This window comes from Mycobacterium sp. (genome assembly GCF_049281135.1).
In the GTDB taxonomy this organism is placed as follows: Bacteria; Actinomycetota; Actinomycetes; order Mycobacteriales; family Mycobacteriaceae; genus Mycobacterium.
In genome coordinates, this window is record NZ_JBAPRN010000355.1 from 1 (window position 1) to 19,998 (window position 19,998).

18 protein-coding genes and 1 pseudogene are annotated in these 19,998 nt (G+C 64.7%); 7 read left to right on the forward strand and 12 right to left on the reverse strand.

Annotated elements, in window-relative coordinates; genetic code table 11:
* From WAN02_RS14220 to WAN02_RS14235, 4 genes and pseudogenes are all read left to right on the forward strand, one after another.
* Positions 1-819: pseudogene (locus WAN02_RS14220) on the forward strand (hypothetical protein); the annotation flags it as partial.
* Positions 820-830: 11 nt separating this feature from the next.
* Positions 831-1,550 (forward strand): hypothetical protein, encoded by a 720-nt coding sequence (locus tag WAN02_RS14225; protein ID WP_422264843.1) that lies wholly within the window; start codon positions 831-833, stop codon positions 1,548-1,550.
* A complete protein-coding gene (locus tag WAN02_RS14230; RefSeq protein ID WP_422264844.1) occupies positions 1,547-4,744 on the forward strand; it encodes an adenylate/guanylate cyclase domain-containing protein in 3,198 nt (1,065 codons plus the stop codon). The genes WAN02_RS14225 and WAN02_RS14230 overlap by 4 nt, the downstream gene beginning before the upstream one ends.
* Positions 4,741-6,810 (forward strand): NAD(P)-binding protein, encoded by a 2,070-nt coding sequence (locus WAN02_RS14235; protein WP_422264845.1) that lies wholly within the window; start codon positions 4,741-4,743, stop codon positions 6,808-6,810. The genes WAN02_RS14230 and WAN02_RS14235 overlap by 4 nt, the downstream gene beginning before the upstream one ends.
* On the opposite strand, the gene WAN02_RS14240 is transcribed toward WAN02_RS14235, so the two are convergent.
* The 4 genes from WAN02_RS14240 to WAN02_RS14255 form a co-directional block, all read right to left on the reverse strand.
* Positions 6,798-8,024 carry a winged helix-turn-helix domain-containing protein gene (locus WAN02_RS14240; RefSeq protein WP_422264846.1) on the reverse strand — a complete coding sequence of 409 codons (1,227 nt, stop codon included), beginning with the start codon at positions 8,022-8,024 and terminating at the stop codon, positions 6,798-6,800. The genes WAN02_RS14235 and WAN02_RS14240 overlap by 13 nt on opposite strands.
* Positions 8,025-8,045: 21 nt before the next feature.
* Positions 8,046-8,780, reverse strand: coding sequence for a cell division protein DivIVA (locus WAN02_RS14245; RefSeq protein WP_422264847.1), 735 nt, complete (start codon positions 8,778-8,780; stop codon positions 8,046-8,048).
* A gap of 95 nt (positions 8,781-8,875) precedes the next feature.
* Positions 8,876-9,361: a dihydrofolate reductase gene (locus WAN02_RS14250; RefSeq protein ID WP_422264848.1), complete on the reverse strand. Its 486-nt coding sequence runs from the start codon at positions 9,359-9,361 to the stop codon at positions 8,876-8,878.
* The gene (locus tag WAN02_RS14255) at positions 9,358-10,158 is read right to left on the reverse strand and encodes a thymidylate synthase (protein ID WP_422264849.1); all 801 of its coding nucleotides are present in this window, start codon (positions 10,156-10,158) and stop codon (positions 9,358-9,360) included. Before WAN02_RS14255 ends, WAN02_RS14250 begins: the two co-directional genes overlap by 4 nt.
* A gap of 97 nt (positions 10,159-10,255) precedes the next feature.
* Here WAN02_RS14255 and WAN02_RS14260 point away from each other — a divergent pair, with 97 nt between their 5' ends.
* Positions 10,256-10,996, forward strand: coding sequence for a dienelactone hydrolase family protein (locus tag WAN02_RS14260; protein WP_422264850.1), 741 nt, complete (start codon positions 10,256-10,258; stop codon positions 10,994-10,996).
* A gap of 13 nt (positions 10,997-11,009) precedes the next feature.
* Here WAN02_RS14260 and WAN02_RS14265 read toward each other — a convergent pair whose 3' ends face one another.
* Positions 11,010-11,714 carry a nitroreductase family protein gene (locus WAN02_RS14265; protein ID WP_422264851.1) on the reverse strand — a complete coding sequence of 235 codons (705 nt, stop codon included), beginning with the start codon at positions 11,712-11,714 and terminating at the stop codon, positions 11,010-11,012.
* 16 nt (positions 11,715-11,730) lie between these two features.
* Positions 11,731-12,381: an HD domain-containing protein gene (locus WAN02_RS14270; RefSeq protein WP_422264852.1), complete on the reverse strand. Its 651-nt coding sequence runs from the start codon at positions 12,379-12,381 to the stop codon at positions 11,731-11,733.
* A 102-nt stretch (positions 12,382-12,483) separates the two neighbouring features.
* Here WAN02_RS14270 and WAN02_RS14275 point away from each other — a divergent pair, with 102 nt between their 5' ends.
* Together WAN02_RS14275 and WAN02_RS14280 are read left to right on the forward strand one after the other, a co-directional pair.
* Positions 12,484-13,458 carry a GlxA family transcriptional regulator gene (locus WAN02_RS14275; protein ID WP_422264853.1) on the forward strand — a complete coding sequence of 325 codons (975 nt, stop codon included), beginning with the start codon at positions 12,484-12,486 and terminating at the stop codon, positions 13,456-13,458.
* A gap of 39 nt (positions 13,459-13,497) precedes the next feature.
* Positions 13,498-14,526, forward strand: a complete 1,029-nt coding sequence (locus WAN02_RS14280; protein WP_422264854.1) for a TIGR03617 family F420-dependent LLM class oxidoreductase — start codon at positions 13,498-13,500, stop codon at positions 14,524-14,526.
* On the opposite strand, the gene WAN02_RS14285 is transcribed toward WAN02_RS14280, so the two are convergent.
* The 6 genes from WAN02_RS14285 to WAN02_RS14310 all read right to left on the reverse strand — a co-directional run.
* Entirely contained in the window at positions 14,501-15,490 is a 990-nt protein-coding gene (locus tag WAN02_RS14285) for an aldo/keto reductase (protein ID WP_422264855.1), read from the reverse strand. The genes WAN02_RS14280 and WAN02_RS14285 overlap by 26 nt on opposite strands.
* Positions 15,491-15,493: 3 nt before the next feature.
* Positions 15,494-16,594, reverse strand: a complete 1,101-nt coding sequence (locus tag WAN02_RS14290; RefSeq protein WP_422264856.1) for an acyl-CoA dehydrogenase family protein — start codon at positions 16,592-16,594, stop codon at positions 15,494-15,496.
* Positions 16,591-17,799, reverse strand: a complete 1,209-nt coding sequence (locus WAN02_RS14295) for an acyl-CoA dehydrogenase family protein (RefSeq protein ID WP_422264857.1) — start codon at positions 17,797-17,799, stop codon at positions 16,591-16,593. The genes WAN02_RS14290 and WAN02_RS14295 overlap by 4 nt, the downstream gene beginning before the upstream one ends.
* Positions 17,796-18,557 carry an SDR family oxidoreductase gene (locus WAN02_RS14300; RefSeq protein ID WP_422264858.1) on the reverse strand — a complete coding sequence of 254 codons (762 nt, stop codon included), beginning with the start codon at positions 18,555-18,557 and terminating at the stop codon, positions 17,796-17,798. Before WAN02_RS14300 ends, WAN02_RS14295 begins: the two co-directional genes overlap by 4 nt.
* Positions 18,554-19,372: an SDR family oxidoreductase gene (locus WAN02_RS14305; protein WP_422264859.1), complete on the reverse strand. Its 819-nt coding sequence runs from the start codon at positions 19,370-19,372 to the stop codon at positions 18,554-18,556. The genes WAN02_RS14300 and WAN02_RS14305 overlap by 4 nt, the downstream gene beginning before the upstream one ends.
* A partial coding sequence (locus WAN02_RS14310) for a carboxyl transferase domain-containing protein (RefSeq protein WP_422264860.1) occupies positions 19,369-19,998 on the reverse strand: 630 nt, incomplete at its 5' end. The genes WAN02_RS14310 and WAN02_RS14305, both read right to left, overlap by 4 nt.

A 19,998-nucleotide genomic window follows, 5' to 3' on the forward strand; every position in this document is an offset into this window, starting at 1 on the left:
ACGCTGTACACCGACACGACGGATGACGACCTGAAGGTCGGCGACATCGAGAACATCCTCGATCCCAGAAACTGGCAGCTGTACGCCAAGTTCTTCTGCGATGTCGTCGCCCAAAACCCGGCGGACACAGCATGTGGATGGGCACGGATTCTGGAAACTATCGGCCCCGAATGCGCTGAGTGGAACATGAAAACGGCGTTGCTCTTCTGTTACGGAAGCGACGGCAACGGCGGCATCTTCCTCAACTACGACCTCGATCCCGACCGCCAGGACGACTCAGGCATGGTTGAGGTCGATAACGGCTATATCTGGGTCACTCCGCTGAATAACAACGATCCTTCGCAGAAGGGCGTGCGGATCCGCACCAGCAAGCAGGAACGCGTGCAGGGACTCAGCCCGACTGCGACAGCGGCGCTCGGGTGCCTGCTGGGCTGGGGGACCTACGCCAACGACATGCTGTCCGGTACAGCCGAAGCGGTGCTTAAAAGCGGTGCCATCACCTTTCCATTCGTGGAAACGGTGTTGACCGGGGAAGAGACGCTGTCCGGCGTTGGACAACCCGTCAAAGGACCTGCCAAGCTGCCACCGGATTTCGGCCACGCGATGGGCGATGTCCGCACATTGCTGGACCATCACATCGAGCGATCGCAAAAGCTCGGAGCCATGGCAGGCGAGCGGTGGTTGGCCGGCATGACGCTCGATGATGTCAAGGAAATCACCAAGGAATTCGGCAAACACCTGGAAAAGTTCGCGGCGGAAGCATACAAGACCGCGGAAAGTAACGTGAAACCCCAAGTGACGCCAACGAATAACGAGTAAGGACGACGCCAATGGATGACCCGAAGGCGATCGCCACGCGTTACGCGACGATCACACGCAAAATTGTCCACGACGCGACACAGGTCGCGATCGATGCCTTCAACAAGATCAACAACAAGCCCGGCAAATACAAGGGGAGAGACGCGATCAAGGCGATGACCCAACTCGCCGACATCGCCATCACCGGGGGGGCAGAGCTCGCCCGGATACCGTTGCAGATCCAGCCCGATAACCGCCCAATGCTGGTCGTCGACGAGGTCGCGTCGGTGGTCCAAACCGCCTTGACCGACGTGGCGGAGATTGCCGGTGACGCCGCTAAAAAGATCGACGCGGGTACCTATAAAAACCAATGGGTCGACTCGGCGATCAAGTTGACCAGTGTCGCCGTGCTTCGGACGGCCGAGGTCGCCGAAGCGATCGTCGCCGGACCGGGCGTGTTGGCCGATCCGGTGATGGAGTTTGGGCCGTATACGGTCCCCGGCGCCAATCTTACAGACGAGGTCGTGCTGAAAGTGGACAAACTGGCTCGCCCCGGCGTAGCTGAAAACATCGCCGCCATGGTTAAGCTGACGCCTGCCGGGGGCGTGTTGAAAATAGGTGTTCCGAAGGCTTTTTCGTTCACGATCAACTCCGCAGGGATTGCCAGCGGCATGTTCCGCGCCGAGATCAGTGTTTCGATAAACAATGGCGCCCTGTCGACCCTAGCTCCGCCGATCATTGTCAACCTGTGAGCAGACCCGACCAACCGCCCGGCGTTGACGAACTGCTCGATCGCGCACTGCACGCGCTCGCCGAGGGGCATCGGGCCACCGCCAACCGTCTCGCCGAGCAGGTCCTGGCCGTTGACCGTCACAATGTCGATGCCGAAGATCTACTTGCCGCCCCGGCCGATCCGGGCGAAATCCGAAGGATAACAATCCTTTTCGCGGACCTCGTTGATTCGACTGCGCTGTCGACACGAATCGAGCTCGAGACATATCGCACCGTGGTTGGACGCTACCGCGACGAGGTGATACGCATCGTCCGGCACTATGGTGGCCATCTCAGCAACACCAAGGGCGATGGGCTGCTCGCCGTCTTCGGCCATCCGGACGCACACGAGGACGATGTCCAACGCGCCGTGCAGGCCGGACTCGACATTACCCGCGAGGTCGCCGTACTCAGCACCCGCGTGCGGCGGCGCTTTGATTTCGACATCGAGGTACGGGTCGGAATCCACCGTGGAATCGCGTATTTGGATACCGCCCAGGATGACGTCTATGGCTTCGCCGCCAACCTCGCGGCCCGGATGTGCAGCCTCGCCGAACCCGGCACAGTCGCGGTTTCTCAGGCGGTCGAGCAACTCACCCGTAGTCGATTCGAACTCAAGGCACAGCTTCCCAAGGCCGTCAAGGGTGTTGACCAACCGGTCCGCTATTTCCTGGTTGTGGCCGAGCGCGACCTGACCCCGACTCCAGCGGGCCCGCTCGTCGGACGAGAAACCGAATTCGCGTACTTACAACAAGCGTGGGCTCAGGCGAGCGTCGGAGAGCTGCGGACCACCGGAGTCGTCTTTGTGGGCGAGGCCGGGATCGGCAAGAGCCGACTGGCGTGGTCGGCCGTCGAAATGGCTGAGCGGTCGCACGGCGTCGTTCTTCAGCTGATCGGCTCGCCGTTCTATACCGACGTCGGCCTACGCCCGGTCCGTCGGCTGTTGGAACGCCGCTGTGGCATCGGCCGCACTTCCCAACCGGAGGAACGACTGCGGCATCTACGCCGCGAGCTCGAGGAACGTTCACTTGACCCGGCTACGAGCGTCCCGCTTTTGGCTCCGGTGCTGGGCCTCGGTCCGGAAACAGGCTACAGCGCTGTACCCGCCGAGGGCCGCAGGCTCTTTCAGCAAATTACCGGCGCGGTCCACGATTATTTAGTGGCATGCAGCCGAGATGCGCCCACGCTCATTCTCGTCGAGGACATGCACTGGTTCGATGAGGACACCGTCGAGGTGGTTGGTTCACTCTTGAACGCCGACCTCGGCGGGCACGTCCTTGTCGCAATGACCAACCGCAACCAGATGTCGCTACCTGACGTCGCAAAAGCGCAATTGTTCGAACTCCAGCCGCTCGGCGACGACGAAGCCGACCAGTTGATCACCGCATTGCACCCGGGGGTACGCGCCGAGCAGCAACGCGCGATACGCCAACGCTGCGTTGGGATTCCGCTCTACATCGAAGAAGTGGTCGCAAAGGTCAAGGAGCAACCCTCCGATGCGTCCAACTCACACGCTGTGCCCGACACTCTGTACGAGGCGTTGTTCGCGCGTCTTCGGTCCCGGCAAAGCGCGGTGCAGGTGGTCGAGGCGGCCGCCATTATCGGCAGCCGTATCGAGCGTGGATTGTTGCTATCAGTGCTGGACTTGCCCGAGGGCGAAGTCGATGCGGTGATCGACGAACTAGTAAGTGCTCGTGTGCTGGAATCACTGAGCCAACAAAGTTTCCGCTTTCGCCATGAGCTACTCCGCGAAGTAGCCGAGGAACTGTCGCCACCCACGCTCCGCCGTAGTTTGCACAGCCGCATCGCAGACGGCCTGGCGTCGACGCAGGGCAATCCCGACTGGCCGTTGATCGCGCGCCACTACGAGCGTGCCGAGCGCTTTTCCGAGGCGGCATCGGGCTATGCCGCGGCGGCGGCCAATGCCCGGCTGCGCGGCGCACTCCGGGAGGCACTGACCTACTTGGCGCATGCCATTTCACAGGCAGAGCGCTGCCCGTCCGGAGGCGATCGCGACCGCCTTGAAATCGCGCTTCGACTCGGGCGCGCGTTCCTGGCGCAGGCGGCCGAGGGTGTGGCGAGCCAGAACGCCGCCGCCGACTTCGAACGTTGTCTAGCCCTGTGCAGCGGCGACTTAGCCGACGACGACCTCTTTTCTACCGTGATGTCGCTCTACCCGTATTACACGATGCGGGCCGACCTCGACCGCGCCGAACGGCTGGTCAGGTCGGTGCGTGCGCAGCTCACCGGTCCGCGCGAGTGCTTCCTGCCCATCAACGAATTCGGCCTGGGCATGTTGGCCTGGTACCGAGGCGAATTCGGTTACGCCAACAAGAAACTTGAGGTGGCAGCCAGCACGCTGACCGAGGCATGTACCCGCGACCTCGAGGCGATGTTGTTCATGCCCAACGACGCCACCGCAGGGCTGTACACGCATCTGGCACTGGCCCGCTACATCGACGGTGACCTCGCCGGCGTGGCCGCCGAGCTGGATCGAGCCGAACAACGGTGTGCCGAAATACCCTTTCCCAAAGGCGCTTTCAGTTTGGCCTATGCGCGGCAAATGGAGTTGTTGATCCGGCTGGAAGCCGGGCAGCTGCACCGTGCCGCAGAGACCGCGGTCGAGCTGATTACCCTGGGCGAGCAGCACGGTTTCGATTTTTGGGCGCTGGTCGGGACCGCCCAGCAGGCCACCGTGGCCGCCGTATCGGCCTTGGCGGACACTGCCGACGGGGCCATGCTGCAACCACACGTGGCAGCACTGACCGCATTCGTCGAGGTCTCCCGAGCGATGGGCACAATCTCGCTCGTCACCTTCTATGACGCCATCTTGGCGCGCCTGCTCATTGCCAGCGGCGATTTGGAGAAGGCACGCGAACGCTTGGAGATCGGATTGGAGTTAGCCGAACGAACCACAATGCACGTCTACGACGCGGAGTTGTTGCGGCTGCGAGCCCACACCACGGGCGACATCGGCGCGCGGCGCAAGGATCTCGAGGCGGCCCTGGAGTTGGCCCGGCGTCAGGATGCGCCGATCTTCCAGCTACGTGCCGCGACAGATCTTTTCGCGCTCGACGGTGCGCGGGCCCGGCACGCGGTATCGGGCGCGCTGAGTGCGTTTTCCGAAGGGAGCAGCTGGCCGGAAGTCGCGACAGCCCGGGCAATGCTCGAGTGAGACGACCCGGGGGGAAGGTCGCCATCATTGGTGGCGGCATGGCGGCGTTGAGCGCCGCCTGGCGGCTAAGTGAGCCGGCTTCGCATGATCGCTTCGAATCGATTACCGTCTACCAGCGCGGCTGGCGGCTCGGGGGCAAGGCGGCATCCAGCCGCGGCCCCAATGGGCGCATCGAGGAGCACGGACTGCACATCTGGCTGGGATCGTATGAGAACGCATTCGCCCTGCTTCGGGAGTGTTATACCGAATTAGACCGGGCCACAACAGATCCCCTGGCGCCAATACAGACCTGGGAAGAGGCGATCGCACCCGCCGATAACCCCGGGCTGGCCGATAGCTGGAATGACAACTGGGTCACGTGGCACGGAACGCACCCGCGCGACGACAAGCTGCCCGGCGACCCAGACAGGACGGGCCGCGAAATTACCGCGGTCGCCTTCGTCGAGCGCGCTCTAGGACTCGTACTCGCCTTCGCCGATTCGCTCCGTGATGCGGCCCCGGGGAATCTGATGCTCAGCACGTCGGCCGATGCTCCAGCGCCGCCGCCGTCACTGCCGTCGGACGCGGCGATACGGGCGACCTTGGCAACGCTACTGGCAGTGGTGGATCCGCAATTCAACCAGGCCCCGCCGTCCGACATCCTCGACCACACGCTCCTTGCGGTGCGCGACGCGATCGACGCTGACAACCGAGTGGATCGCAGGCGCAGTTGGGTGTTGCTCTCCCTGGTCGTAGCGGCCATCCGCGGCATCATCGCCGACAAGCTGATCACCGATTCCCATGGCTTCGCGGCCATCAACGACGAGGACTTCTGCGACTGGATCGTCCGGCACGGCGCACATCCTGATGTCCTCGATTCGGCGATGGTGCGCGGCGTCTATGACTTGGTGTTCGGTTACCGCGATGGCGACCCGCGGCGGCCCGCGGTTGGTGCCGGCGTGATGACATTCCTTATCGGCCAAGTGCTTTTCGGCTATCGAGGAGCAATTTTCTGGAAGATGACGGCTGGGATGGGCGATGTCGTGATCGCACCGCTGTATCAGGCGCTCCGAAAGCGCGGCGTGAAATTCGAGTTCTTCCACCGTCTCGACGCGCTGCACCTGGACACCTCGCGCCAGTCGGTCGCCACCATAACGATGGGCCGCCAAGCCCAACTCGCCGAAGGCCTTCACCATTACGAACCCCTCACCAGGATTCGCGGGCTCCCGGTGTTCCCCAAACTGCCGCTTACCGAACAACTCCGAACGACCGCTGGGCTGGACGGGACGGAATCGCATTTCGGCGCGCGCGATGATGCCGAAACGCGAACTCTGCGAAGTGGTGTCGATTTCGATCACGTGGTACTCGCCGTGTCGATCGGGATGATCCCGATCGTGGCCGGCGAACTCATCAACGATCGCCCGGAATGGCGCGACATGGCAGCATACGTCGGCACAGTCGCCACCCAGGCATTCCAGATCTGGCTGGGACCGGACGAGGCGTCACTCGGCTGCAACAGGCCCGGTGCGACGGTCAGCGCCTACCTGCCGCCGTTCGACACCTGGGCCTCGATGCCGCAGACGCTGTGGGCCGAGAGTTGGCCACCCGCCCAGCGCCCGGGCACCGTCGCGTACTTCTGCGGCAGCCTCGAGGCGCCATGGCCCACAACGGATGACCATTCGCGTTACGCGAGTCGATACAACCAGCAGGTCCAGTCCGCGGCCGTCAGATTTCTCGATCACCATGTCGGGCTGTACTTTCCGAAGGCCGTCACCGAAGAGGGCTTCGCCTGGCATCTGCTCTGCGGCGTAAACGGTCAGCGAGGACACGAGGCGTTGGCGACCCAGCACGTCAGCGTGAATATCGACCCGTCTGATCGCTATGTGCAGTCGTTGCCCGGCAGCGATCAATACCGCCTACGGCCGGACGAAAGTGGCTACGACAACTTAGTTCTGGCTGGCGACTGGACCGATTGCGGGCTCAATGCGGGCTGCATCGAGGCGGCCGTGCTGTCTGGGTTGCAGGCCGCTAACGCACTGCTCAGGCGGAGCCGTTTCCACCGCATTCGCGGGCTCTACATGCCCTGAGACGCCCGGAGCCCGGCCGCCAGATTGCCGCGGTCAGCGACCGTCACGCCGGCCAATCCCAGCCAGCCTGCCATCGTCTGCAATTCACCGGCCAGCGCTTCGGCCACCCTCGCCGGTGGACGACCATCCTCGACGAACGCGCCCACGACCTGCAACGCGTCCACTGAGCGATCGGCTTTGAGGTCGACCCGTCCCACCAGCTCACCGTCGAGCAGAAACGGCCACACGTAGTAGCCGTATTGCCGCTTGTTGGCTGGTGTATAGATCTCGATTCGAAAGTGGAACCCGAACAGCCGCTCGACCCGCGGACGGAAGAAGATCAGCGGGTCGAACGGGCACAGCAGTGCAGTACCGCGGTCGCGTCGCGGAATGGTCTGTCCCGCAACCAGATACGCCGGGTTCGACCAGCCCTCGACGTCCACCTGCTCCAGTTCGCCGTCGGCCACCAGCTTGGCGATCGCCGGCTTGGCCTGCCCGGCGGCCAGCCGGAAATAGTCGCGGATGTCGGCTTCGGTCGCCACGCCCAGCGCGGTGGCGGCCCGCAGCGTGAGCTCCCGGACCGCATCTTCTTCGCTGACCTCGCGGGCCAGCACCTCCGCCGGCAGCACCCTTTCGGCGAGATCGTAGTGCCGGGCGAACCCGACCCGCGTCGCCGTCGTGAGGGTTCCGGCGGCGAACAACGCCTCGGCCACCCACTTGGTGTCGCTGCGGCTCCCCCACCAATCTCCTCTCGGGCCGCGCGGCGCGGTGGACAGATGCGCCTCGATCTGCCCGGCGGTGCTCGGCCCGATTTCAGCAATGGCGGCAACGATTTTGTCGGCGAGCTTCGGGTTGGCTTTCACGATGTGGGTGCCCCATCGTCCGTGCCGATAGCGGCGCATCCGCCACCGCATCAGCGGCCAGTCGTCGACCGCCATCAATGCGGCCTCGTGCGCCCAGTACTCCACCAGCAGCCGCGGTGAGCGGGCGCTGTGGGCCCAGGCTGCCCGGTCCAACACGTCACGGTTGTACGGCCCGAGTCGGCTGAACACCGGTGCGTAGTGAGCCCGTACCGCGACCGACACCGAGTCGAGCTGCAGCACCTGGATGCGCGAGATCAGCCGGTGCAGATGGGCCCGGGTGACTGCGCCCCGCGGCCTTGGATCGTTAAACCCTTGGGCGGCAACGGCTATCCGCCGCGCATGCGCGGAAGTCAGCCTAACGAGCCGGGTCACGGCCCCGAGAATATCGCGGGCTCAGTTGACGCTGACTTTCTGGTCCGACGACGACTCAGCGCGCGCCTCATTGGCGTCCTTGCGTTCTCGGTACGCCGATTCGAGAGTGGCCGGAACCGATTCCAGGTCGCGGTACACGCCCATCAACTGCTCCAGAACCTCGATTCGCTGCTGAGTCGCCTGGTCGACCGCCTGCCGGGCCTGCTCACGATAGTGATCAGCCTCCAGCTTGGCGTCGGCCAGAACCTGCTCACGTTCCTCCTGAGCGGCCTGCCGCGCCGCAGCGATCGCCGACTGAGTTTCAGCGCTCATCCTGTCGAGTTCGGCCCCGAGCTTTTCCTTGGCCTTCTCGTACTCGACTTCCCTGGATTTCACCTGCTCACCGAGGTCGGCCAACACTTCTAAGTGCTTCTGTTGCAAAGCCTCCGCTTCGGCCTTAGCCTCCGCGATCAGCGCCGCCGCCTCGGCCTTCGCCTCGGACCGCATTTCGGAGATATCGTCGACCGCGCTTCGCAGCATTTTTGCCATCCGCTGTTGCACGGCGTGCGGCGACGGTGAGGTCTCGGTCAGCAGGTCGACCTCACTCCGCAGCGCTGCTGCTTCATCGTCGATGCCCTTCAGTCGGGCCCTCAGGCTCTCGACGTCGTCGAGCAGCAACTGCTGCTTTGTGGCCAGCATCTCGATGTAGGCGTCGACCGCGGCCGGTTCGTAGCCCAGGAAACGCCGAGTAAACGTTCTCGCGGATTCGGGCTCCACTGCAAATTCCCCCTTCCAAAACTCCTGCTGAAGCCGCCGGAATCGGCTCCCACGACGAGTATGTCACCGTTATGCGGCACGTGCCGAGACGGGCTCTACCTGCGGCTATAGCCGTGAAACCGGTAGCGCACACCCGCCCTGCTGGTCTGCCAGTCTCCTGGCGTACCGGCCCAGAGCTCGTCGAGTACCGGGGCCACCGCGTCGCCGTCGTCCCGCGGCAGGTCGATGTCGATCTCGGTGACCTCACACCGACTGGCCCGCGGAAGCGCCAGCGCGTAGATCTGTTCGCCGCCGATCACCCAGGTGTCCGGATCGGTCAACGCGTCATCAAGGCGGTGCACCACCGCCGCGCCGTCAGCCATGAAGTCAGTTTGATGGGTCAGTACGACATTTCTGCGTCCCGGCAGCGGCTGAAACCTCGCCGGCAGCGAATCCCAGGTGCGACGGCCCATCACCACGGTGTGGCCGATGGTGAGCTCCTTGAAGCGGATCAGGTCCTCGGGCACTTGCCAAGGGATACCGCCGTTGCGCCCGATCACTCCGGACGTCGACTGCGCCCAGATCAGGCCGAGTCCACTCATACAGCGACGGGGGCTTTGATCGCCGGGTGCGGATCATAGTTCTTCACAACGACATCGTCGTAGGTGTAGTCGAAGATCGAGTCACGTTGAGCCAGGACCAGTTCCGGGTAGGGACGCGGATCGCGGCTGAGCTGCTCGGTGACTTGTTCGACATGGTTGTGGTAGATGTGACAGTCGCCGCCAGTCCAGACGAATTCGCCGACGCTCAGGCCGGACTGCGCGGCCATCATGTGGGTCAGCAGCGCATAACTGGCGATATTGAACGGCACGCCCAGGAACAGATCGGCGCTGCGCTGGTAGAGCTGGCAGCTGAGCCGACCGTCGGCCACGTAGAACTGGAACAGCGCATGGCACGGCGCCAGCGCCATCTGCGGGATCTCGCCGACATTCCAGGCCGACACGATGATGCGTCGCGAATCCGGATCAGTCCGAAGCAGGTTCAGCGCCGAGGTGATCTGGTCGACGTGATCGCCGGACGGGGTGGGCCACGATCGCCACTGCACTCCGTAGACCGGACCGAGATCGCCTGCTTCGCTTGCCCATTCGTCCCAGATCGTGACCCCGTGCTCCCGCAGCCAGCCGACGTTGGAGTCACCGCGCAAAAACCACAGCAGCTCGTACACCACCGACTTCAGATGCACCTTTTTGGTGGTGATCAACGGGAAACCCGCCGACAGGTCGAACCGCATCTGGTGGCCGAACAAACTGCGGGTGCCGGTGCCGGTGCGGTCGGATTTGGCTGTGCCCTGCTCGAGCACCAGACGCAACAGATCCTCATACGGCGTCACGATCGGCACGCGTTCACCTTAGCGGCGATCGCAAGCGCGGCGAAGCCACGCGCCGCGGGTCGACGCCATTGACTTACGTCCAGACCCGGGGAGTAGAACGGATGGCATGCCGAATATCAGCGACACCGTCACCACCCGCGATGGCTCCTGCCCGGTCCGCCTCTTCACCCCCGAAGGACAAGGACCCTGGCCGGGCGTGGTCATGATTCCCGACGCCGGCGGGTTCCGGCAGACCTTCTTCGATATGGCCGCTGAGCTGGCCGATTCCGGATACGCGGTACTGCTGCCGGACGTCTACTACCGCCAGGGCGAGTGGGCGCCCTTCGACCTAAAGACCGCGTTCACGGATGAGAACGAGCGCAAGCGGCTGATGTCGTTCATCGGCAGTATCACCCCCGAGAAGTGGGCGTCCGATGCGAACGCCTACTTCGACTACCTCGCCGCTCGGCCCGAGGTCAGCGGCACCAGGTTCGGCATCACCGGCTACTGCATGGGCGGTCGCGCGGCGTTGACCGTCGCCGGGCTCGTTCCGGACCGGGTGGCGGCCGCGGGGTCGTTCCACGGCGGTGGGCTGGTCACCGACGGCAGCGACAGCCCGCATCTGCGCGCCGATCAGATTCAGGCCGTCGTCTACGTGGGCGGAGCGGAGAACGACGCATCGTTCACCGACGACCACGCCGAACAGCTCGAGAAGGCCCTGACCGCAGCCGGTGTCGAGCACACGATCGAAACCTATGCCGCCGGGCACGGGTATGCCGTGCCGGACAACGGGTCCTACGACGCCGATGCCGCCGAGCGGCACTGGACCGCGACGCGCGAGCTCTTCGGAGCGACCCTGGGCGGGTAGCTCAGGTAGCGATTCACCCCGCCGCGGCCAGGTCGGTCGTCGTGTGATCTTGATGCGGCCACAGCGGCTGCAGCACCTCGACCCCGAACGGTTTGCCCCAGCCGTTTCGGGATGAAACCTCGTGCACGGGACGGCGATTGGCCGCTACACCCCACTTGCCCAGCGGATAGCCGAGGGCCAGCATGGCCGACATCGTCCAGCCTTCCTCGACGGGCACACCCAGTAACTCGTTCACCTTGTCCGCAAAATTGCGGAGCACCATGGTCATGACGCCGCCGACGCCCTCGGCCCGCGCAGCGAGCAACGCACTCCAAATCGCCGGGTAGATGTTGGCACCGCCGAGGTCGTCGATGGCGAATACGAAGAGCAGCAGGGGGATTTCCTCGAAGTGGTCGGCTAGGTAGTCTCCCGAGCCCTTCATCCGGCGCATGGATTCGGCGTGAGCAGCGTGAGCCATACCCGGAGCCGGGGCCACCATCGGTCCCGTTCCCGTCTTGAACTTCTCGTATTCCAATGCGCGGGCCTGTCGAAACAGCCCGGCGAACCCGCGGATGAGTTCCGGATCGTCGACGGCCACGAAGTGCCAGCGTTGGGTGTTACCCCCGTTGGGAGCACGAACGGCGGCATCCAGGATGCGGGCCTGGGTGTCCAACGGAATCGGATCCGGCCGCAACCGCCGCATCATCCTGGTGGTGTACAGGCCTTCGTAGATATCCATTTACCTACTCCCTCCGCTATTCCGGCCAGGTGCTGTTGAGGATGTGCTCGACCATGTTGTCGCGCGCGAAGGTGGGGTCGAAGCGCTCGAGCACGTCGGCGTTCATGGTGCCGTAGGCGGTTTGCGGGCGGTGCTTCATGCCGTCGGTGAAAGCCGCCAGGATGCGGTTCTTGAAATCGGTACGCGGGTGGGCGGCGGTCACCGCGGCCTGGGCCTCCGGAGCGAGGTCGCCGCGGCCGAGGCCCAGCACGTCGACTTCGACACCCGCTTGAATCAACGCTGTTTCGGGCGCCATGAACTCGGGCACACCCGGCGTGGTGTGCAGGGCGATACCGAGCCAGACCTTGTCGGCGTCGGCGTCGTCAACGCCATGCCGCGTCAGGAAGTCGCGTGCCGCATCGGCACCGTCGACCTCGAAGCGGATGGTGGAGGTGTGGTAGCGCTCGGTCAGCCCCAGGTCGTGGAACATCGCGCCGACGTAGAGCAACTCCAGATCCGGTTGCAGTCCGCGACGCAAGCCCTGCAGTGCTCCGAAGAAGAACACCCGCCGGGAATGGTTGAACAGCAGGTCGTCTTCGACATCACGAATGAACTCGGTGACTTCCCGCGCCAGCGCGCTATCGGGTACGCGGACGCCGGCAACGGTTTCGATGGACTCAACGGTCATGATCGTTCCTTCCTTTTGGTAGCCTCATTTTGCGGCGCTACGCCGCTATCCCACCGGAGTCGTTTCAGCCGCTTTTCCCACAAATTGCGACACAATGAGCCCGTGGCTGAAGCCGGCGCGTCGTCGCGGGTCGTGGTTATCGTCGTCTTCGACGGTGTGACCATGTTGGACGTCGCGGGAGCGGGTGAGGTGTTCGCAGAAGCCAACCGCTTCGGCGCGGACTATCGGCTCACCATCGCGTCGGTGGATGGTCGCGACGTCACCACCTCGATCGGGACGCGGTTGGGCGTCACCGACGCCATTGCGTCAATCGAGTCCGCCGATACCGTCATGGTGGCCGGCAGCGATGACTTGCCGAGGCGGGCGATTGATCCCGCGCTAGTCGAAGCGGTCAAGTCAATCGCCGGGCGGACCCGGCGGCTGGCCTCGATCTGCACGGGGTCGTTCGTCCTGGCGCAGGCCGGCCTCCTCAACGGCCGGCGCGCCACCACGCATTGGCATGACGTCACGTTGTTTGCGCGGGCGTTCCCCGACGTCACCGTCGAGCCGGATGCGATCTTCGTCCGCGACGGCGATGTCTTCACCTCGGCCGGGGTGTCGTCGGGCATCGACCTGGCGCTGGCGCTAGTCGAAATGGATCATGGGATCGAGCTGGTCCGTTCCGTGGCCCGATGGTTGGTCGTCTATCTCAAGCGAGCGGGTGGACAATCGCAATTCTCGGTGCTGGTCGAGACCGCACTATCGCCGCGGTCCCCATTGCGCAAGGTCACTGATGCGATCTCGGCCACTCCCGCCGCAGATCACAGCGTGAATACTCTTGCCATGCGGGCCTCCTTGAGTGCTCGGCAGCTGACTCGACTTTTCCAGTCGGAACTTGGCACGACACCGGCCCGCTACGTCGAAATGGTGCGCATCGATGCCGCCCGTGCCGCGCTCGACGCCGGCCGCAGTGTTACCGACACTGCCCGCATGGCAGGGTTCGGCAGCCCCGAAAGCCTCCGGCGCGTATTCGTCGACCACCTCGGGGTCTCGCCCAAGGCCTATCGCGAGAGATTCCGCACGGCATCGCGCGGTTGACGCCCACCGACGTTGTGCCGCGCGGCATACTGTTCCGCCATGCACGTCGATGCGATGACGATTCCGCAGCCATTGGGCCGGATCGGAGACCTGGCCCGCCGAACGCAGTCCGCCGGTTTCTCGGGTCTACTGTTCACTGAGACCGGTCGCACGGCGTATCTCAACGCTGCGGTGGCCTCGCAGGCGGCGCCGGGTCTCGAGTTGTCCACCGGCGTCGCAGTGGCTTTCCCGCGGAGCCCCTTCGTCACCGCGGCAACGGCGTGGGAGTTGCAGGAAGCGACCGGCGGGAATTTTCGGCTCGGCTTGGGCACGCAGGTACGCACTCACGTCGTACGGCGTTATGGCGTGGCGTTCGAGCGGCCCGGTCCGCGGTTGCGCGACTACCTGCTCGCCGTGAAGGCCTGCTTCTCCGCGTTTCGAACCGGAAAGCTCGACCATCACGGCGAGTTCTACGACCTGAATTTCATTACGCCGCAATGGAGTCCGGGACAGATCGAACAGCCCGATCCCAAAGTCGATATCGCCGCGGTGAATCCGTGGATGCTGCGAATGGCCGGCGAAGTGGCCGACGGGGTGCATATCCATCCGCTCGGCGAGCCGGGCTATATCACTCGGCACGCGCTGCCGAACATCGCGCAGGGCGCGGCGAAGGCGGGTCGCTCGCCGTCGGACGTCGCGGTCATCGTGCCGGTGATGACGATCGTCGGAGACACCGATGAAGAACGCGCCAAGGAACGAGAGTCGGTGCGCGCCAGCATGAGCTTCTACGGGAGCACACCGAACTACGCGTTCATCTGGGATGAAGCTGGGTTCGAGGGCACCACCGCGCGGATCCGGGAGAAGCAGAAGGCCGGTGACATCGCCGGCATGGCAGCCCAAATCACCGACGAGCACATCGCCGCTTTCGCCACCGAGGCGACGTGGGACACGTTGGGTGACGCGTTGACCGACAAATACGCGGGCACGGCGACTCGCCTGGTGCTGTACAACGCGGTCGGCGATCGGGAGCGCTTCGAGCGCTACGGTGACGTGGCACGCCGGGTCAGCGCCCGATCAACCGCTTCATGAAGTCGGGATAGCGCGCGCCCTGTACCTCGATACGCGCTGCGGCGTCACCGATTTCACGGACGTCGTCGTCGCTCAGCTCAACATCGGCGGCTGCCAGGTTCTCCTCCAGCCGGTCCAGACGCCGGGTGCCGGGAATCGGGACGATCCACGGCCGCTGAGCCAGCAGCCAGGCCAGCGCGATCTGGCCGGGCGTCGCGCCTTTGCGGGCCGCGATCCGCTCGAGCAGATCGACCACGGCGCGGTTGGCCTCGCGGACGTCGGCGCCGAACCGCGGGATGCTGTTGCGGATGTCGGATTTGTCGAATTGCGTGTTCTCGCCGATGCTTCCGGTGAGAAAACCCTTGCCCAGCGGGCTGTAGGGCACGAAACCGATGCCGAGTTCGGCCAGCGTAGAGAGCACCCCGGTCTCTGGGCTCTCCGGTTCGCGCCACCACAGGGAGTACTCGCTCTGCACCGCCGTCACCGGTTGCACGGCGTGGGCACGGCGAATCGTCTCGGCTGACGCCTCCGACATCCCGAAGTGTTTCACCTTCCCACCGTCGATCAGTCCCTTGACGGTTCCCGCGACATCCTCGATGGGAACCTCGGGGTCGACCCGGTGTTGGTACAGCAGGTCGATGGTGTCCACGCCCAGTCGGCGCAACGAATTGTCGGCGACCTCGTTGATGTGTTCGGGGCGACTGTTCAGCCCGGCGACGTTGCCGTCGGCGCCGAAGGCGAAACCGAATTTTGTTGCGATAACAACCTGTCCGGTGAACGGCGCGAGTGCTTCGCCGACCAGTTCTTCGTTGTCGCCGTACGCTTCCGCGGTGTCGAAGAAGGTCACTCCACGCTCGACCGCGGCGCGGATCACCGCGATCATGTCGGCTTTGGACCCAGCAGGTCCGAAGCCCCGGCTCATGCCCATGCAGCCCAGGCCGATTGCCGAGACCTCGAGGTTGTCGCCAAGGATGCGCTTGTCCATGTGTTACTCCTCTCGAGACGGTGGCAGGTCGACCAGTTCGGCCAACCGGGCGCGGTGGCGATAGGCGGTGCCGAACGCCAACTGGTCGGTCTTGGCCCGCTTCAGATAGAGATGCGCCGGGTACTCCCACGTCATCCCGATGCCACCGTGCAACTGGATGCATTCCTCCGCGGCATGCACCGCGGCGCCGCTGCAATAGGCCTGCGCGACGGCCGCCGCGATCGACGCGTCCTTGTCTTGTCGGGCGCAGGTGTCGGCCGCATACCGGGCTGCCGCCGCAAGGGAATTGAGCTCGACCCACAGATCCGCGAGCCGATGCTTGATGGCCTGGTAGGAACCGATGGCTCGACCGAATTGCTTGCGCTGCTTGGCATAGGCAAGTGTGGTCTCGAAACACCACTGCGCGATGCCCAATTGTTCGGACGCGAGTAAGGCGGCACCCGTCTGCAGGGCCGTCGCGATTGCGGCATCGGCGGTACCGACACGTGATGAGGGGGCACCGGAAAAGTCAATGTTTGCCAGGGGTCTCGTCATATCAAGAGCGAGTATCGGCAACACGGTGACGCCTGCCGCGTCGCGTGCAACGGTGTGCAACTCAAGCCCATCGGCACCGCTCACCGGCACCACCAACACGTCGGCCTCGCCCGCACCGGCGACGCTGGTGATCCGTCCGGTCAAGCCGTCACCGGCGGCACTGACACCGGCAATCGCATCACCGGGCGCGGTGGACAGTGGCACCGCCAGCGCCGCTGTCACCGACCCCGCGGCCAAGCCCTTGACCGTGTCGGTGTCCCCGGCCTGCAACAGCGCGACAGTCGCAAGCACGGCGCTGGACAGAAACGGCACCGGCGCCACGGCGCGGCCGATCTCCTCCATGACAACGGCGGCCTCACGGGCGCTGGCACCCGCGCCACCGAGCTGCTCGGGGACCAACAGGCCGGCCATCCCGAGCTCGGCCCCCAACGTATGCCAGACGCCGGAAAAGTCTTGCGACGCACCATCGTAGATGCCTGCTACCGCGTCCGGCGGGCACCTGTCGGCGAACAGCCGACGCACACTGTCCCGCAACGCCTCCTCGGTGTCGGAATACAGGAGATCGCTCATCGGGCTGCTCCTTTGTCCAAGTCCTTGTATGCGACGTCTTTGTCGACCCGGTGTTCCGGCGGTAGACCGAGGATGCGCTCGGCGATGGTGTTGCGCAGGATCTCCGAGGTGCCCCCCTCGATCGAGTTGCCTTTCGCTCGCAGGTAGCGGTACCCGGGCTCACGCCCGGTAAAGTCAACGCCTTCGGGTTGACGCATCGTCCAATCGTCGTATTGCAATCCCTCTTCCGGATGTAACTCGATCTCAAACCCCGAAACCGCTTGCGCCAGACGGGCAAACGCCACCTTCATGCCGGCGCCCTCGGGCCCGGGCTGACCGACCGCCATCCGCTGACGCAGCCGCAGGGCGGTCAACCGAATAACTTCGGCGTCCACCCACAGCCGCATCAGCTCGTCGTGCATCGCCGGGTTGCGCAGCTGCGGTTTCGCCCGCCAGGCGTCGGTGACCTTGCCGATGATCCCGCTTTCACGGGTGCCGCCCGCCATTGAGCCGATCGCAACGCGTTCGTTGTTCAGCGTGGTGGTCGCGACCTTCCAGCCGCCACCCTCCGAGCCGAGGCGGTTGGCGTCAGGCACCCGGACATCGGTGAGAAAGACTTCGTTGAACTCGGCTTCGCCGGTGATCTGCCGTAGCGGCCGGACGTCGACCCCGGGGTCGGTCATGTCGCAGACGAAGTAGGTCAGGCCTTGATGCTTGGGAACCGTGGGATCGGTCCGTGCGACCAGGATCGCCCGCTGGGCTTTCTGCGCGCTCGAGGTCCACACCTTCTGCCCGTTGACGATCCAGTCGTCGCCGTCTCGCACTGCGCGGGTGGATACCCCGGCCAGGTCAGATCCGGCACCCGGCTCGCTGAATAGCTGACAGTAGAAATGTTCTCCGGTGAACAACGGCCGCAGGAACATTCGCCGCTGCTCCGCGGTGCCGAAGGCGGCAATAGTCGGCGCCGCCATGCCCATCCCAATGCCGTTGTGTGGTCCGCCTCCCACCGGCGCGCCCGCCGCGCCCAGTTCGTCTTCCACCAGCGATTGAAAGGTCCGTGGCAGATCGAGCCCACCCGAGCCGCTGGGGAAGTGCACCCAGGCCAGTCCCGCATCGAAACGGGCTCCCAGGAATCCTCTTGCATCGCCCGCCGGATCGTGCTCCGCCAGTAGCGCCCGCACCCGCGCGTGCAGATCCTGCGCAACCGCCTGCTCGTCGACGCTCATCGGAATTCCCCCGCGTTGCCCAGCACCTGACCGCCGTCGATCACCAAGGTGTCGCCGGTGATCCAGCTCGCCTGGTCCGACACCAGGAAGGCGACCGCAGCAGCCACGTCGGGGGTCTCACCGATGCGTCCCAACGCCGTGCGCTGCGAGACAAACTGTTCTTTGCCCTTCCACAGCGCCTCGGCAAGTTTCGTCCGAACCACCCCCGGACAGATGGCGTTTACTCGTACCCGCGGTGAAAGTTCCAGTGCCAGTTGCTTGGTGACGAGGATCAGCGCCGCCTTCGTGGCGTTGTACATGCCCATGTTCGGCGACTGGTGCATGCCGCCAATCGATGCGGTGTTCACGATCGCGCCACCGTGCTCGACCATCCACGCCTTGGCCGCCAGTGAGGTCCACAGCAGTGGCGCCCAGAGATTGACTTCAAAAGTCTTCGCGAAGCGGTCGTGATCCTGATCGATCATCCGACCGTACGCCGGATTGGTGCCCGCATTGTTGACCAAAATGTCGACGCTGCCGCACCGGTCGAGTGTCAGATCGATGCACTGTCGTGCGGCCGCCTCATCCACCGCGTGCGCGGCCACTCCGATGGCGTTGCCGCCGACCTGCTCGGCCGCCTCGTCCGCGCTCTCCTGTTTGCGCGAGGTGAGCACGATGTTCGCCCCTTCGAGCGCCAGCCGTTGCGCGATGGCCAACCCGATCCCCCGGGAACCTCCGGTGATGATCGCGGTGCGGCCCTTCAGGTTTGGTGTGGTCACAGTGCCTCCATCAGGCTGTGCTGGTAGCGGCGCATGCCCCGCAGCCAACGGTCGTAGTCGGTGCCTTTGTGCCGATACATCTCGAGAACTGCCGGATGCGGGAGGACCAGGAAGCGCTCCTCCTCGATGGCCGCCAGCACGACTTCTGCGACGTCCGCCGGCTCGATCACGTCGCCCGCGCTGGTGACCGCACGGGTTGCCAGGCGGGCTAACGGATCCTCGGACTCCCCCGGCGAATGCAACAGGTTGGTGTTGACTCCCATCGGGCACAGACAGCTGACCCGCACGCCCCGGTCGCCGAAGGTGATGTTCAACCACTCCGCGAATCCGACCGCGGCGTGCTTGGTCACCGAATAGGTCGCCGACCCGAGCTGGGTGAGCAGCCCGGCCGCCGACGCGGTGCTGACGAAATAGCCTTCGCCGCGTTCGACCCATCCGGGCACCAGCAGTTGCGCTGCGCGGATGTGGGCCCGCAGGTTGATGTCGATGGACTGATCCCATTCATCCTCAGTGACGTCCAAGCCGGACACGCCGGTGATGCCCGCGTTCGCGAAATACAGGTCGACGGGTCCGAACTGGTTTTCTGCCAGCGCGATCAACTGCTTGATGTGCTCGGTGTCGGAGACATCGCCGCCGGAAGCGATGGCCATGCCGGCCCGGTCGGCGTTGATGCCGCTTGCCACGGCGTCGGCAGCCTGCGAATTTATATCCGCGACCACGACTCTGGCATCCTGGTGCGCCAGCTTGGCGGCCAGCGCCGCCCCGATACCGTTACCGCCGCCGGTGACGATAGCGACTTTGTCGGCAACTTTCACGACCGATTCCCTTCCTGTTTGAACAGCAACCGGACAATCCATCCCCGGGTTTCGGCCGGGTCGATCACGTCATCGAGTTCGAAGGTGGTGGCCGAGGTCAGTGCCTTGCCGTGCTGATAAGCGGCCTCGACAAGTTTGTCGAACAGATTCTGCCGCTCGACCGGGTCGGCGACAGCCGCCAATTCCTTGCTGAACCCCAGCCGAACGGCACCCTCGAGACCCATGCCGCCGATCTCCCCGGTTGGCCACGCAACGGTGAACTCCGGAGCGTCAAAAGAGCCTCCGGCCATCGCCATCGCGCCCAGCCCGTAGCCCTTGCGCAGGATGACCATTCCGAACGGCACCGTCAGCCGTGCCCCGACGATGAACAGCCGACTGAACCGCCGGACCGCGGCGTCGACTTCGGCATCCGGGCCCACCATGAAGCCCGGCGTATCGCACAGCGAAATGATCGGCAGCCCAGCCGATTCGCAGAGCGTCAAAAAGTCGGCCATCTTGTCCGCGGCCTCGGCGTCGATGGCTCCGCCGAGGTGATGACTGCTGTTGGCGAGCAACCCGAACGCCATACCTTCGACTCGGACCAGCGCGGTGACCACGCCGACTCCGTAGCCGGCCCGGAGCTCCAA

Coding starts and splice junctions, on each gene's coding strand:
- WAN02_RS14225 (WP_422264843.1), top strand. CDS start 831: ATGGATGACCCGAAGGCGATCGCCACGCGTTACGCGACGATCACACGC.
- WAN02_RS14250 (WP_422264848.1), bottom strand. CDS start 9,361: ATGAGTGGACTCGGCCTGATCTGGGCGCAGTCGACGTCCGGAGTGATC.
- WAN02_RS14260 (WP_422264850.1), top strand. CDS start 10,256: ATGCCGAATATCAGCGACACCGTCACCACCCGCGATGGCTCCTGCCCG.
- WAN02_RS14265 (WP_422264851.1), bottom strand. CDS start 11,714: ATGGATATCTACGAAGGCCTGTACACCACCAGGATGATGCGGCGGTTG.
- WAN02_RS14270 (WP_422264852.1), bottom strand. CDS start 12,381: ATGACCGTTGAGTCCATCGAAACCGTTGCCGGCGTCCGCGTACCCGAT.
- WAN02_RS14280 (WP_422264854.1), top strand. CDS start 13,498: ATGCACGTCGATGCGATGACGATTCCGCAGCCATTGGGCCGGATCGGA.
- WAN02_RS14285 (WP_422264855.1), bottom strand. CDS start 15,490: ATGGACAAGCGCATCCTTGGCGACAACCTCGAGGTCTCGGCAATCGGC.
- WAN02_RS14290 (WP_422264856.1), bottom strand. CDS start 16,594: ATGAGCGATCTCCTGTATTCCGACACCGAGGAGGCGTTGCGGGACAGT.
- WAN02_RS14295 (WP_422264857.1), bottom strand. CDS start 17,799: ATGAGCGTCGACGAGCAGGCGGTTGCGCAGGATCTGCACGCGCGGGTG.